We start from the raw sequence: 13,915 nt of genomic DNA, 5'->3' as shown, positions 1-13,915 counted from the left end.
CCGGGTGTGCCCGCCGTCAGTGGAGGCGGACCTCGTAGGCGGTCACCGAGACCGTCTCGTCGTCCAGGCAGCGCCCGGACTCCAGGTCGAACCGCTGCTTGAGCAGCGGGGAGGCGACGAACGGCCGGCCCGCCGCCGTGCCGATCAGGCCGCGCGCCAGCACCTGCGCGCCGGTGAACGGGTCGCGGTTGTCGATCGCGTACGGCACGCCGTCACGGTCCAGGAACAGCCCGGCCTGGCGGCCGTCCGGCAGCAGGGCGGCGACCCCGCGGCCCGGCGTGAGCCGGGACAGCGGGCACACGGCCAGCCACTCGTCGCCGATCCGGAGCTGGATCTGCGTGTCCGTCGACAGCTGCGTCTTCTCAGGGGCGATGGTCATCGGGCGGCAGTACCTTCCAGGGCTTCGTCCAGGGGACGGATGGACAGCAGCGGCAGGTCGGGCTTGACCTGATCGCGCTCGGGCACGAACTTCACCGTCGGGTCCGGCACGTCGGGCGCGTTGACGAACGACACGAACCGCAGCAGCCGCTCCGGGTCGTTCAGCGTCTCGGCCCACTCGTCGCGGTAGCCGGCGACGTGGTCGGCCATCAGGGACTCCAGCTCGGCGCAGATGCCCAGCGAGTCGTGCACGACGACGTCGCGCACATGGTCGAGGCCGCCCTCGATCCGCTCCAGCCAGGTCGAGGTGCGCTCCAGCCGGTCGGCGGTGCGGATGTAGAACATCAGGAACCGGTCGATGAGCCGGACCAGTTCGGCGTCGGACAGGTCCTGCGCCAGCAGGTCGGCGTGGCGCGGGGTCGCGCCGCCGTTGCCGCCGACGTACAGGTTCCAGCCGTTGGCCGTGGCGATCACGCCGAAGTCCTTCGACTGGGCCTCCGCGCACTCGCGCTGGCAGCCGGAGACCGCCGACTTCAGCTTGTGCGGGGAGCGCAGGCCGCGGTAGCGCAGCTCGAGGTCGATCGCCATGCGGACCGAGTCCTGCACGCCGTAGCGGCACCACGTCTGTCCCACACAGGACTTCACGGTCCGCAGCGCCTTGCCGTACGCGTGCCCGGACTCGAAGCCCGCGTCCACCAGCCGCCCCCAGATCTGCGGCAGCTGGTCGACCCGCGCGCCGAACAGGTCGATGCGCTGGCCGCCGGTGATCTTCGTGTAGAGGCCGAAGTCGCGGGCCACCTCGCCGATGACGATCAGCTTCTCGGGGGTGATCTCACCGCCCGGGATGCGCGGCACGATCGAGTACGAGCCGTTCTTCTGCAGGTTGGCGAGGAAGTGGTCGTTGGTGTCCTGGAGCGCCGCCTGCTCGCCCTCCAGCACGTATCCGGAGGCGCCGATCGTGGGCGCCAGCGAGGCGATGATGGAGCCGACGGCCGGCTTGCAGACCTCGCAGCCGTTGGTGCCGCGCGCCGCCTCCCGGCCGTGCCCGTCCAGCAGCTCCTGGTACGAGGTGATGCGCAGGACGCGCACGATCTCGTACAGCTCCTGGCGGGTCTGGGCGAAGCAGCCGCACAGGCCCTTGTCGACCTCGACGCCCGCGGCCTCCAGCTCGGCGTTGACCAGCTGGCCCAGCACCTTGACGCAACTGCCGCAGCCGGTGCCCGCCTTGGTGCACTTCTTGACCTCGGGGACGGTGGTGCAGGAGTGCTCGGTGACGGCGCCGCGGATCGTGCCCTTGGTGACGTTGTGGCAGGAGCAGACGACCGCGTCGTCGGGCAGGGCGGCCGGGCCGAGTGCGACCGGCGCACCGGAACCCGCGGGCAGCACCAGCTGCTCGGGGGAGACGGGCGGCACGGAGCCGGTGAACGCGCGCAGCGTGCCGTACGCCTCCGCGTCGCCCACGAGGATGCCGCCGAGCAGCGTGCCCTCGGGGTCGATGACGAGCTTCTTGTAGACACCGGCGCGGGAGTCCGAGTAGACGACGTCGAGGCAGCCGTCGGCCGCGCCGTGCGCGTCGCCGAAGGAGGCGACGTCGACGCCGAGCAGCTTCAGCTTGGTGGAGGTGTCGGCGCCGGTGAACGAGGACACCTCGCCCTCCAGCGCGGCCGCCGCGGTCTCGGCCATCTCGTAGCCGGGCGCGACCAGGCCGTAGACCCGCCCGTCCGAGGCGAGCGCGCACTCGCCGATGGCGAACACGGCCGGGTCGGAGGTGCGGCACTGCTCGTCGACGACGATGCCGCCGCGCTCGCCGACGGCGAGACCCGCGTCGCGGGCGAGCTGGTCCCGGGGCCGTACGCCCGCGGAGAAGACCACGAGGTCGGTGGGGAGGACCGAACCGTCCGACAGGGCCATGCCGTTCACGGCGCCGTTCTCGCCGGCGGTGACCTCCTGGGTGCCGACGCCGGTGTGGACGGTGAGGCCCATGTTCTCGATGGTGCGCAGCAGCGCGGCGCCGCCGCCCTCGTCGACCTGCACCGGCATCAGGCGCGGCGCGAACTCCACGATGTGGGTCTCCAGGCCCAGCCCCTTGAGCGCGCCCGCGGCCTCCAGACCGAGCAGACCGCCGCCGACGACCGCTCCGACGCGGGCCGTCTTCGCGTACTCCTCGATCGCGAGCAGGTCCTCGATGGTGCGGTAGACGAAACAGCCCTCGGTGTCCTTGCCGGGCACCGGCGGGACGAACGGGTACGAGCCGGTCGCCAGCACGAGCGTGTCGTACGAGAGGGTCAGGCCGGAGCGCGCGGTGACCGTGCGGGCGGCGGTGTCGACCGACTCGGCCGGGTCGCCCAGGTGCAGTTCGATGCCGTGCTTCTCCATGAAGCCGTCCTCGACCATGGACAGGTCCTCGGGCGTGTTCCCGGAGAAGTACGAGGTGAGGCGGACCCGGTCGTAGGCGGGGCGGGGTTCCTCGCACAGCACGACGACCCGCGCCCGGTCGGTGACGCCACGGTCGGCGAGGGCCTCCAGGAATCGCTGGCCGACCATGCCGTGGCCGACGACCACGATGGTGGGGGTGATCGCGGGGGTGGACATCGCAGCCATGTTCAGAGGCCTCCATCATTGGTGAGCAGGTGGAGCAGGGGCACGGAGTCGGGAAGGGCCTCGTCGCCCTCCCAGGCCCGGGCGAGTGCGCCGACCGAGGCGAGATCCCCGAGCAGCACTCCGCCGACGAGTCGGTCCCCGCGGACGACGACCTTGCGGTACGCGCCGCGGGTGGCGTCGGCGAGCTGGACGACGTCGTCGCCGGGACGGGGGGTCGGGTCGCCGAAGGCGGCGAGGTCGAGCGGGCTCGTCGCCGAGGCGAGCGTGAGCCGGGTCAGGGCACGGGTGCCGGTGTAGCGGGCGGTGGCGCCGGACCTGAGCACGGACGCGAGGACGTCGGCCTGTTCGAGGGCCGGGCCCGCGAGTCCGTGGACCACGCCGTTGTGCTCGGCGCAGTCGCCGATGGCGTGGATGTACGGGTCGGAGGTGCGCAGCTCGTCGTCGACGACGATGCCGCGGCGCACCGTGAGCCCCGCGTCCGCCGCGAGCCCGACCCGGGGGCGTACCCCGCAGGCCAGCACCACGAGCTCGGCGTCGAGCGCGAAGCCGTCGGCGAGCACCACGGCGCTGACCGCCTCGTCGGAGTCGGTGCGCAGTCCGCGCACCCGGCACTCCGTGTGCACCTCGACGCCCATGGCCTCCAGGTGGCTGCGCAGCAGCGTCGACGCGGAGACGTCGAGCTGGCGTTCCATGAGGTGCTCGCCCTGCTGGGCCAGCACCACCTTGGCGCCGCGCTCGGCGAGCGCCCGGGCCGCGGAGACGCCGAGCAGCCCGCCGCCGACGACGACCGCCCGGGTGCCGGGACGGACGGCCCGGGACAGGGCCTCGCAGTCGTCCATGGTCCGGAAGGGGTGCACGCCCTCGGGGAGGCCGGGGCCGATGCCGCGCAGCGGCGGCAGCACCGGGTTGGAACCGGTCGCGAGGACCAGCCGGTCGTAGCCGACCTCCGTGCCGTCCGCGCAGTGCACGAGCCGGCGTTCGCGGTCGATGGACGTCGCCCGCACGCCGCGCCGCACAGGCACCTCGGGCAGGGCGATCACCTCGGGCCCGTACCGCCCGGCGAGCACCTCGGCGAGCAGCACCCTGTTGTACGGGGCGTGCTGCTCCTCGCCGATGACGGTGACGCGGGCGCCCGCGCCCAGCTGCCGCGCGAGCCGCGCGCCTGCCGTCCCGCCGCCGATCACCACGATGTCCGAAGTCATGCAAGCAGCGTGCGTCGTCGGTGTTACCCGGCAGGTTCCCTTCTGTTTCCCGTGAGGAACGCTGCCCTCAGCGGGGGCGCCGGGCGGGTGTGAGGGGCCGCCGCTCACAGGTGGCTGCGCACTGGTCACGGAAAGCTCAGGGGACGCTCAAGAAACAGAAGTTCGTTGGACGCTGCACGCACCCCGTCCGTAGGGTCGCCACCGTGCCCGACATATCACTGACCACGCTGGTCGTCCTGTGTCTCGCCGCCGCCGCGGCCGGCTGGATCGACGCGGTGGTGGGCGGCGGGGGACTGCTCCTCCTGCCCGCCCTGCTGCTCGGACTGCCGAACGTCTCGGCCGCCAACGTCCTCGGCACCAACAAGGCCGTCGCCATCGTCGGCACCACGGGTGCGGCCGTCACCTATGTACGCAAGGCGCCCGTCCAGGTGAGAACCGCCGTGCGGATCGGGCTCGCGGCCGTCGCGGGCTCCATGGGCGGCGCCTTCTTCGCGGCCGGGATCAGCAGCGACGTCCTGCGCCCCGTGATCATGGTCGTGCTGCTCGGGGTGGCGGCCTTCGTGATGCTGCGGCCCACGTTCGGGACGGTGACCGACGAGGCGCGGCGTCGCGTGAGCCGGGCCCGCACCGTCGCGGCGATCGTCCTCGTCGGCGGCGGCATCGGCTTCTACGACGGCCTGTTCGGGCCGGGCACCGGCACCTTCCTGGTCCTGGCGCTGACCGCCGTGCTCCACCTGGACCTGGTGACCGCCTCCGCGACCGCCAAGATCGTCAACGTCTGCACCAACGCGGGCGCGCTGGCGATGTTCGCGTACCAGGGCACCGTGCTGTGGCAGCTGGCCGCGGTGATGGCCGTCTTCAACCTGGCCGGCGGCATGATCGGCGCCCGCATGGCCCTGAGGAGGGGCAGCGAGTTCGTGCGTGGTGTCCTGCTCGTCGTCGTCTTCTCCCTGGTCGCCAAGCTCGGCTTCGACCAGTGGAGCGCGTAGGACGGGCCCTCCTCAGGAGCGGTCGGCGGTCTCCGCGAAGACGGCGTTCGCACGCTCGGTGATCTGCAGCAGGACGCGGGCGGCGACGGCCAGGTCCTCCTCGGGGACGGTGCCGTAGACGCGGGGCGCGACCTCGGCCGCGAACGCGGCGAGCCGGGACTGCAGGGCCCGGCCGTCCTCGGTGAGCTGTATGCGGTCCTCCGCCGAGGCGGACGTCTCGACCAGGCCGGATCCGGCCAGCTCCGCCAGGGCCTTCAGCGCCTCGCTCTCGCCGATCTTCGCGGTGAAGGCCATCCGCTCCACGATCGCCTGGCGCGCGGCCGTGCCGCCCTGTGCGGCCAGGGCGTTCAGCGCGATGGAGTGGAAGAAGGTGTTGCCGGTGCGGGCCAGCTCGCGCTCCAGTAGGGCGCGGGCGGCGTAGTGGGCCTGGCCGAGTATCTGGCTGTTCAGCAGGGGCGCGGTGGACATGGCTGCTCCTGGAGGGCTCGACGAAGGGTTGACGAAGGTTCGACGGCGGGCGCACCGGGTGCGTCCGGGAGCAATACCGTACATGGCTACTATGTCCACGGCTAGCTTTTTCTGCCGCGCCCCGCCTCGCCCTGTCGCACCCCGATCAGGTGCCCGTACGCCACCACGTTGCCCTGGTAGCCCGTCTTCTCCGAGAAGCCGCCGCCACAGGTGATCACCCGCAGTTCGGCGCGGTCGCTGGGGCCGTAGACCTTCTCGTCGGGGAACGCGTGCGCCTCGTAGACCTCGATCGCGTCGAGGGTGAACACCGCGGTCCGGCCGTCCTTGCGCGTGATCTCGATCCGGTTGCCCTTCTTGAGCGCGCCGAGTTCGTAGAAGACGGACGGGCCCTCGGCGTTGTCCACATGGCCCGCGACGATCGCCGTGCCCTTCGCGCCCGGCGCGGTGCCGTCCTCGTACCAGCCGGCGAGATTGCGGTCGGCGGCCGGCGGCGGCTGGAGGCTGCCGTCCCGCGCCAGACCGAGACCCCTCACCGGGGCGTCCACGTCGATCTCGGGGATGCGCAGCCGCAGCGGAGTGGACGCGGGCAGGGGATCGGCGGCCGCGTCGGTGTGCTGGTCGGGACCGGCGGCGAACGCCTCGGCGGCCGACGGCATCGGCGGGGTCACGTCCCGCGCGCCGTTCTGGACCAGCCACAGGCCCCCGCACACGGCCAGGACGACACCGAGGCCCTTGGCCCTGGTGCTCATCTCTCCTCCGGAAGGTGGTGGGCAGCCGGATACGGCTCGCACCCCGCCCCCGTCGGCTCGGGGCCGGACGGGAGCGGGGGCTCGGGCGGTGCGGGATCCGGTGGAACCGGCCCGTCAGCTGTCCTGCGCGCCGCTCGCCCGGCGGCGCAGGAGCAGGGTCCCGCCGACGGCGGCCGCGGCGATGACCGCCGTGCCCGCCGCGATCTGGGTGGTGTCCGGTCCGACGCTGCCGCCGACACCGGTCCTCACATGGCCGCTCGGGCCGCCATGACGGATGGTCACGTCGCCGTGGGCCTCCTTGCCGTCCTTGCACAGGACGCCGATCTCGTACGTCCCGGGCCGGGTGTCGTCGGGCACCGTGAACTGGCCCACCGCCAGTTCCTTGTGCGTGCCCGGCGACAGCTTGAACTCGCCCGCTCCCAGATCCCGCGCGTCGCCGGTGCCGCGCCCGTTCTTGCCGCAGGCCTCGGTGCTGACGGTGACCGTGCCGCCCGGTTCGGCCGCCGACGGGTGGACCTCCAGGGAGCCGGAGTCCCCGGCGAAGGACGCCGGGGAGCCGAGACCTGTCGAGGCGATGACCAGCGCGGAGCCGGTCATCAGGCGGGCGATCCTGCGCATGGGGGTCCTCCGGGAGCGCGTAATGCGTGGGTCCTCTGTTTCGAGGAAAGGGCCGGGCCGCGCCGCATGCCTGCTGATGACACATCAGATTCACCGGCCCGGAGCGGCGTGTCGTGCTGGACGCGAGGCGTTGCGGCAGGTCATCGCGGGTGATGGCGCATTCGGATGCCGTGCGCTCCGGACGGTGCCGAACGGGTGACGCGCAGGGGCGCTTGACCTCAACCAAGCTTGAGGTACCACGCTCTTCCCCATGGACCTCACCACGCATGAGAACACGACCGTCACCCCTGCCGACCGGGCCCCGCTGAAGCTCGCCGTCATCGTCGGGAGCAACCGCGAGGGACGCTTCGGGCCCGTCGTCGCCGACTGGTTCCTCTCCCGCGCCGCCCGTCGCGAGGACTTCACCGTCGACCTCGTCGACCTCGCCGAGACGGACCTGCCCACGTCCCTGTCCTACAAGCCGTCGCCCGCCGTCACCGCCGAACTCGCCAAGGTCACGCCCCGGCTGGCCGCCGCCGACGCCTTCGTCGTCCTCACCCCCGAGTACAACCACTCCTTCCCCGCCTCCCTCAAGTCCCTCATCGACTGGCACTTCGGCGAATGGCAGGCCAAGCCGGTCGGCTTCGTCTCCTACGGCGGCATGTCCGGCGGGCTGCGCGCCGTCGAACAGCTGCGGCAGGTCTTCGCCGAGCTCCACGCCGTCACCGTCCGCGACACGGTCTCCTTCCACAACGCCGGCGCCCACTTCGACGACGAGGGCAACCACCGCGACCCCGCCGGCCCCGACGCCGCCGCCAAGACGATGCTCGACCAGCTCGCCTGGTGGGGCGCCGCACTCCGGTCCGCCAAGGCCGCGCACCCCTACGCGGCCTGAGGACCGGCCCGGCAGCGCGGGCGGGCGGCGCGAGGGGCCGGGAGGTGCGTACCGTGGCGGGCACGGGGCCCCGCCCCCGTCCCCCGTGCCCCAGTCGCCTACCGAAGGAGCCCCGCCGTGGAGCAACAGCCCGCCGCGCCTCCGCTGCTCGCCGTGCTGACCACCACCGACAGCGCCGACAAGGCGCACGAACTCGCGCAGGGCGCGGTGGAGGCAAGACTCGCCGCCTGCGCGCAGGTCTCCGCGCCGGTGACCTCCGTGTACCGCTGGCAGAACGCCATCGAGCGCGCCGAGGAGTGGCAGATCCTCTTCAAGACCACGCCGGCCTGCTACGACGCCCTGGAAGCACACCTGACCGCCGCGCACGACTACGACACCCCGGAGATCATCGCCGTCCCGGTGGTGCGCGCGGGCGCCGCGTACACGGCATGGGTACGGGCGGAGACGAAGACGCCGTGACCGAGCAGCTGCCCTTCTTCGTCTACGGCACCCTGCGGCCCGGCGAGCACAACCACGACCTGTTCCTCGCCGGGCGCACGTCCGCCGAGGAGCCCGCGACACTGCCGGGCGCGCTGCTGTACGACGGGCCGGGCTACCCGTACCTGGTCGAGGACGTGCGGGCGGGCGGCGCCGTCGCGGGCGCGTGCGTGACCGCCGTGCCCGGGGAGTACGCCCGCCTGCTGAGGACGCTCGACCAGCTGGAGGACTTCGTCGCCCCCGGCCACCCGCGCAACATGTACGAGCGGGTGGCCCGCGAGGTGATCCTCGCGGACGGCACCGCGATGTGCGCCTGGGTCTACGTCGCCGCCGACGGCCTGGCCCGCGACCTCGCGGCACGCGGGCGGCGCATCGCGGGCGGCGACTGGTGCGGCCGTGCGGGAGCGGCGGGGGTGTGAACGGGAGCCGGTCGGCCGGTTGTCCGCGGACCGCGCGCCCGGTGGCGGGTCAGGCGGCCGGTTCCACGCGGACCGCGCACACCTTGAACTCCGGCATCCGCGAGGTCGGGTCGAGCGCCGGGTTGGTCACGGTGTTCACCCGGCCCTCGCCGGGCCAGTGGAACGGCATGAACACCGTGTCCGGCCTGATCCCGTTGGTGATCCGGGCCGGCCCCACCGCACGCCCGCGCCGCGAGACCACCGCCACCGGGTCGCCGTCCGCGGCGCCGATGCGCTCGGCCAGCTGCGGATGCAGTTCCACGAACGGGCCCGGTGCCGCCGTGTTCAGCTCGTCGACGCGGCGCGTCTGCGCTCCCGACTGGTACTGGGCGACGACCCGACCGGTGGTCAGCAGCACCGGGTACTCGGCGTCCGGCTCCTCGGCGGCGGGCCGGTGCGCCACGGGCACGAACCGCGCCCGCCCGTCGTCCGTGGCGAACCGGTCGAGGAACAGCCGCGGCGTCCCCGGATGGACCTCAGTCCCTTCCTGCGACGCGGGTGCGGGGCATGGCCAGAACACCCCGTCCTCCTCGGCGATCCGGCGGTAGCTGATCCCCGAGTAGTCCGCGGGCCCGCCCGCCGACGCCCGGCGCAGCTCGTCGAAGACATCCTCCGGGTCGGACGAGAAGCCCTTCTCGTGACCCAGCAGCCCCGCGAGGGCGCCGAGCACCTGAAGATCGCTGCGCACGCCGGGCGGCGCGTCGACCGCGCGGCGCCGCAGCAGCACCCTGCCCTCCAGGTTCGTCATCGTGCCGGTCTCCTCCGCCCACTGCGTCACCGGCAGCACCACGTCCGCGAGCGCGGCGGTCTCCGACAGCACCACGTCCGCCACGGCCAGGAAGTCCAGCGACTTCAGCCGTTCCTCGATGTGCGCGGCGCGCGGCGCCGACACCACCGGGTTCGAGCCCATCAGCAGCAGCGACTTCACGTCCGTGCCGAGCGCGTCCAGCAGCTCGTAGGCGCTGCGCCCCGGGCCGGGCAGCGTCTCGGGCGCCACGCCCCACACCTCGGCGACATGGGCCCGCGCGGCCGGGTCGTCCAGCTTGCGGTAGCCCGGCAGCTGGTCGGCCTTCTGGCCGTGCTCGCGGCCGCCCTGCCCGTTGCCCTGACCCGTCAGGCAGCCGTAGCCGGACAGCGGGCGGCCGGCCCGGCCGGTGGCCAGGCACAGGTTGATCCAGGCGCTGACCGTGTCCGTGCCCTTGGACTGCTGCTCGGGTCCGCGCGCGGTGAGCACCATGCCCGTGGGCGCGTCGCAGAACATCCGTACCGCCTCGCGCAGCTGGGGCACGCCGACGCCGGTGAGCCGCTCGACCAGCTCCGGCCAGTGCGCCATCGCCGCGGCGCGGGCGTCCGCCCAGCCGCTCGTCCGCTCCTCGATGAACTGCTCGTCCGTCCGCCCCTCGGCGACGACCAGGTGCAGCAGCCCCAGGGCGAGCGCCAGGTCGGTGCCGGGGCGGGGCGCCAGATGGAGGTCGGCCTGCTCGGCGGTCCGGGTGCGCCGCGGGTCGACGACGATCAGCGTGCCGCCGTTCTCCTTCAGCTCCGTCAGGTACCGCAGCGCGGGCGGCATGGTCTCGGCGAGGTTGGAGCCGACGAGGATCACGCACCCGGTCCGCGGGATGTCCTCCAGCGGGAACGGCAGGCCGCGGTCCAGGCCGAACGCCTTGTTGTGCGCGGCGGCGGCCGACGACATGCAGAAACGGCCGTTGTAGTCGATCTGCGAGGTGCCGAGCACGACCCGGGCGAACTTACCCAGCGTGTACGCCTTCTCATTGGTGAGCCCACCGCCGCCGAAGACGCCCACCGCGTCCGCGCCGTGCGTGTCCCTCGTGCGGCGCAGTCCGTCGGCGATCGTACGCAGGGCCTCCTCCCAGGACGCCGGCTCGAGCCGGCCTGTGGCATGGGATCGGATGAGCGGCTCGGTCAGGCGCACCCGGGAGGAGAGCAGGGCGGGGGAGGTGCGGCCCTTGCCGCACAGCGCCCCCCGGTTCACGGGGAAATCGGGGCGTTCCACCACCTCGACGACCGCATCGGCCGCCTTGCCGCCGCGCAGGTTCATGCCGCACTGCAGGGCGCAGTAGGGACAGTGGGTCGGGATGGTCTCGTCGCGCATGACGCCCAGCGTGGAACATCCGTGTTACGTCGGCGGGCGCGGCGCATTACAAGCGGGGTACGCCGCCCTCCGCGCGCGCCGCCGTCACCGGTGAGGCCGGGGGCGCCGACGCGCCACGGGCGGGGCGCTGACACGCGGCGTCGTGGCACGCTCGCATCCGCGTGCCCGGCGCGCGAGAGTGAGCCGCATGACGAACGACGACGCGGCAGACCTCCTCGCCCGGCACTCCGAGGCGCTCGCCCTCTTCACCGACCGGGTGCACGCGGTGCGCACGGACCAGTGGGACGATCCGACGCCGTGCACCGAGTGGACCGTACGCGACCTGGTCAACCACCTCACGGCCGAGCAGCTGTGGGTTCCCGACCTGGTCACGGGCGGGGCGGCCGTCGCGGACGTGGGCGACGCCCACGACGGCGACGTGCTCGGCGCGCGCCCGCGCGCCGCGTGGGATGCGGCCGCGCGCGCGGCCCGCAAGGCGTTCGCCGCGGACGGCGCGCTGGAGCGGACCGTGCAGCTCTCGTACGGCGAGACACCGGCCGTCGCCTACTGCGCGCAGATGACCGCGGACGCGGTGGTGCACGCCTGGGACCTGTCCCGGGCGATCGGCGCCCCCGAGCGGCTGCCCGACGCGCTCGTGGCCTTCGCGCTGGAGGAGGTCACTCCGTACGCGGACCAGCTGGCCGAATCGGGTCTGTTCGCGCCGCCGATCGAGCCGCCGCCGGGTGACAGCGCCCAGTCCCGGCTGCTGGCGATGCTGGGCCGCCGGGCCTAGGAGCTCCGGCTCAGTGGGCGGTGCCGGAGCCGCAAGATCACGCCCTCTCCCGAGAGGGCGCTAGTTCCCGCGAGGGCGCTCCTGACCGTGGTGGGCCGACTCGAGGGCGTCCCGTACGCCCGGCTCCTTCGCGCCGAGGAACCTCGGGTCGGGCCGCAGCAGGGCGTCGAGCGACCCCTTGCCCGCCGCGAACACCTCCCGGACCCCGCCGTAGTACCAGGTCGCGTCGTGCGGCTCGGCGACGCCGACCCCGTACGACTCGACCCCGGCGGAACGGCACAGGGCGACGGCCCGGCGGATGTGGAAGCCCTGCGTCACCAGCACCGCGCGCTCCACGCCGAAGATCTCCTTCGCCCGGACGCAGGAGTCCCAGGTGTCGAAACCGGCGTAGTCGCTGACGATCCGCCCGTCCGGCACGCCGCGCTCCGTCAGATACGTGCGCATCGCGTCGGGCTCGTCGTACTCGACACGGCTGTTGTCGCCGGTGACCAGGACGACCTTGACCTTGCCCGCCCGGTAGAGCTCGGCGGCGGCGTCGAGGCGATGCGCGAGGTACGGAGTGGGCCGGCCGTTCCACAGTCCGGCCCCGAAGACGACGGCGACGTCCTGCGCGGGCACGTCCGCGACGGCGCGGACGCGGCTGTCGGCGACGGCGTGCATCCACGTCGCGGGCGCGAGCGCGAGCACGCAGCCGAGCATGACGGCCTGGACGGTTCGCCGCTGTCCGCGGCGCGAGATCTTCCCGAAACCCCTCACGGGACCTCAGACGCGGTGCCCGGGAAATCGGTTCGTTGCCGTGACCTTCCTGTTGGCATGATCACTGCCGTGACGAACGACTGGGCGCTGCGAGCGGCCCGCAACAACGCCGCGTGGTGCGAGGCCATGTGCCGCGCACACGGCCGGCCGGGCGCCTTCGCTCCGCGCGCCTGGACGAACCCCCGCCGGACGCCGCCGCTGTATCCGGACGCGGTGACGCTGGCGCCCGACGCGTCCGCCGCCGACGTCCTCGCCGGCATCGACACCTCGGCCGCGGGCGCCTCCGTCAAGGACAGCTTCGCGCGCCTGGACCTGACGGCGGCGGGGTTCGAGGTGCTCTTCGAGGCGCAGTGGCTGTACCGCCCGGCGGACCTGCCCCCGCCTGCGGCGCCGCAGGACACGCGGTGGTCCCCGGTGGCGACGGCCGCGGAACTCGCCGAGTGGGCCACGGCGTGGGACGGCGGCCAGGGCCTCCACGGCGTGTTCCGCACGGAGCTGCTGTCCGACCCGGCGACGACCGTCCTGGCGGCACGCGACGCGGACGGCCGGGTGAGCGCGGGGGCGGTGCTGAGCACGAGCCCGGGAGCGGCGGGGATCTCCAACCTGTTCACCCGGGACGACGACCTGGACGCGGCCTGGGCGGGCTGCCTGTCGGCGGTGGCCTCGCGCTGCCCGGACGTCCCGCTGGTCGGCTACGAACACGGAGACGACCTGGAGGCGGCAGTGCGGTCGGGCTGCGAGCCGGCGGGCCCGCTGAGGGTCTGGCTGCTCACCACGCCCAACGCCTGAGTCGCACCCTGCCGGGCTTCGCCCGGCCCTTTGGTGCGCGCCCCACCGCCTTCCGGGCTTCGCCCGGCCCCCGGTGCGCGCCGCGCCCCTGCCGCTCGGCCCGGAAGCCGCGCGCCGCGCCCCTGTCGGGGCTCCGCCCCGAACCCCGCGCCTCAAGCGCCGGCGCGGCTGGACGTACCCGCCGGTGCGCCGATGCCCGCGACGCGGGCCGGGGCACATGCGCGGCCGCCGGGCCGCAGGGAACTTGTGGACACTGCGCGAAGGGCGACAAAAGGGGTCCGGAGTCCGTCCACCTCGGGGCACAGCAGCCCCATTGACGCGCCTGCGGGGCAGCCGGGCCGACGCCCGCGACGCGGGCCGCGGCCGCCAAGCCGTAGGGGCACCGCGCGAAGCGCGCCAGGGTGCCCGTGCCCGCCGGGCACAGGGCCACGGGGTCTGGGGCGGAGCCCCAGTTCCGGGAAGGGGCGGGGTGGGGGGAACGGCCCCGCGCAGCGGCCACCCGCCCACCTCCCGGGCGCCGCCGCGCAGCGGCCACCCGCCCCACCTCCCGGGCGCCCCCGCGCACCGCCCGTACCCCCAACCGTGAGCCCGGCGAAAACACCCGTCACCCCCGCGCAACACACCGGCAACCTCCGCCCGCCACCATCGGTCCATGACGGAGCCGGAACACC

At 73.7% G+C, this 13,915-nt stretch carries 14 protein-coding genes; 6 read left to right on the top strand and 8 right to left on the bottom strand.

Annotation, left to right across the window (positions count from 1 at the left end):
- Positions 1 to 16 precede the first annotated feature (16 nt).
- The 3 genes from nirD to ACWD0A_RS25660 are packed head-to-tail and all read right to left on the bottom strand — an operon-like array spanning position 17 to position 4,181.
- A complete protein-coding gene (gene nirD, locus ACWD0A_RS25670) occupies positions 17 to 379 on the bottom strand; it encodes a nitrite reductase small subunit NirD (protein WP_307715600.1) in 363 nt (120 codons plus the stop codon).
- Complete coding sequence (gene nirB / locus ACWD0A_RS25665; RefSeq protein WP_451301763.1) at positions 376 to 2,979, bottom strand: nitrite reductase large subunit NirB; 2,604 nt, start codon at positions 2,977 to 2,979, stop codon at positions 376 to 378. The genes nirD and nirB overlap by 4 nt, the downstream gene beginning before the upstream one ends.
- 2 nt (positions 2,980 to 2,981) lie before the next feature.
- Positions 2,982 to 4,181 (bottom strand): NAD(P)/FAD-dependent oxidoreductase, encoded by a 1,200-nt coding sequence (locus ACWD0A_RS25660; RefSeq protein WP_451301761.1) that lies wholly within the window; start codon positions 4,179 to 4,181, stop codon positions 2,982 to 2,984.
- Between the two features lie 203 nt (positions 4,182 to 4,384).
- On the opposite strand from ACWD0A_RS25660, the gene ACWD0A_RS25655 reads away from it, so the two are divergent.
- On the top strand, positions 4,385 to 5,170 hold the full coding sequence (locus tag ACWD0A_RS25655) for a sulfite exporter TauE/SafE family protein (protein WP_451301759.1): 786 nt from the start codon (positions 4,385 to 4,387) through the stop codon (positions 5,168 to 5,170).
- Between the two features lie 12 nt (positions 5,171 to 5,182).
- On the opposite strand, the gene ACWD0A_RS25650 is transcribed toward ACWD0A_RS25655, so the two are convergent.
- The 3 genes from ACWD0A_RS25650 to ACWD0A_RS25640 all read right to left on the bottom strand — a co-directional run bounded on the left by ACWD0A_RS25650 (position 5,183) and on the right by ACWD0A_RS25640 (position 7,005).
- Positions 5,183 to 5,638 (bottom strand): hypothetical protein, encoded by a 456-nt coding sequence (locus tag ACWD0A_RS25650; RefSeq protein ID WP_451301757.1) that lies wholly within the window; start codon positions 5,636 to 5,638, stop codon positions 5,183 to 5,185.
- A 101-nt stretch (positions 5,639 to 5,739) separates the two neighbouring features.
- Positions 5,740 to 6,387, bottom strand: a complete 648-nt coding sequence (locus ACWD0A_RS25645; protein WP_451301755.1) for a class F sortase — start codon at positions 6,385 to 6,387, stop codon at positions 5,740 to 5,742.
- 114 nt (positions 6,388 to 6,501) lie between these two features.
- Positions 6,502 to 7,005: a hypothetical protein gene (locus ACWD0A_RS25640; RefSeq protein ID WP_451301753.1), complete on the bottom strand. Its 504-nt coding sequence runs from the start codon at positions 7,003 to 7,005 to the stop codon at positions 6,502 to 6,504.
- A gap of 250 nt (positions 7,006 to 7,255) precedes the next feature.
- Between ACWD0A_RS25640 and ACWD0A_RS25635 the strand changes: the two genes are divergently transcribed.
- The 3 genes from ACWD0A_RS25635 to ACWD0A_RS25625 all read left to right on the top strand — a co-directional run bounded on the left by ACWD0A_RS25635 (position 7,256) and on the right by ACWD0A_RS25625 (position 8,775).
- A complete protein-coding gene (locus tag ACWD0A_RS25635) occupies positions 7,256 to 7,879 on the top strand; it encodes an NADPH-dependent FMN reductase (RefSeq protein ID WP_451301751.1) in 624 nt (207 codons plus the stop codon).
- 117 nt (positions 7,880 to 7,996) lie between these two features.
- Positions 7,997 to 8,338, top strand: coding sequence for a divalent-cation tolerance protein CutA (cutA, locus tag ACWD0A_RS25630; protein ID WP_451301749.1), 342 nt, complete (start codon positions 7,997 to 7,999; stop codon positions 8,336 to 8,338).
- A complete protein-coding gene (locus ACWD0A_RS25625; protein ID WP_451301747.1) occupies positions 8,308 to 8,775 on the top strand; it encodes a gamma-glutamylcyclotransferase family protein in 468 nt (155 codons plus the stop codon). Before cutA ends, ACWD0A_RS25625 begins: the two co-directional genes overlap by 31 nt.
- Positions 8,776 to 8,824: 49 nt before the next feature.
- Here ACWD0A_RS25625 and ACWD0A_RS25620 read toward each other — a convergent pair whose 3' ends face one another.
- A complete protein-coding gene (locus ACWD0A_RS25620; RefSeq protein ID WP_451301745.1) occupies positions 8,825 to 10,927 on the bottom strand; it encodes a molybdopterin oxidoreductase family protein in 2,103 nt (700 codons plus the stop codon).
- 187 nt (positions 10,928 to 11,114) lie between these two features.
- On the opposite strand from ACWD0A_RS25620, the gene ACWD0A_RS25615 reads away from it, so the two are divergent.
- Entirely contained in the window at positions 11,115 to 11,699 is a 585-nt protein-coding gene (locus ACWD0A_RS25615; protein ID WP_451301743.1) for a TIGR03086 family metal-binding protein, read from the top strand.
- Positions 11,700 to 11,759: 60 nt separating this feature from the next.
- Here the strand turns inward: ACWD0A_RS25615 and ACWD0A_RS25610 are convergent, their stop codons facing one another.
- A complete protein-coding gene (locus ACWD0A_RS25610) occupies positions 11,760 to 12,398 on the bottom strand; it encodes a SanA/YdcF family protein (RefSeq protein WP_451301813.1) in 639 nt (212 codons plus the stop codon).
- A 114-nt stretch (positions 12,399 to 12,512) separates the two neighbouring features.
- Between ACWD0A_RS25610 and ACWD0A_RS25605 the strand changes: the two genes are divergently transcribed.
- A complete protein-coding gene (locus ACWD0A_RS25605; protein WP_451301741.1) occupies positions 12,513 to 13,244 on the top strand; it encodes a hypothetical protein in 732 nt (243 codons plus the stop codon).
- The last annotated feature ends 671 nt before the right edge of the window (positions 13,245 to 13,915 follow it).

The sequence above is a fragment of the Streptomyces sp. NPDC002867 genome (assembly GCF_053591895.1).
This window is presented reverse-complemented; position numbering and strand designations above follow the sequence as displayed.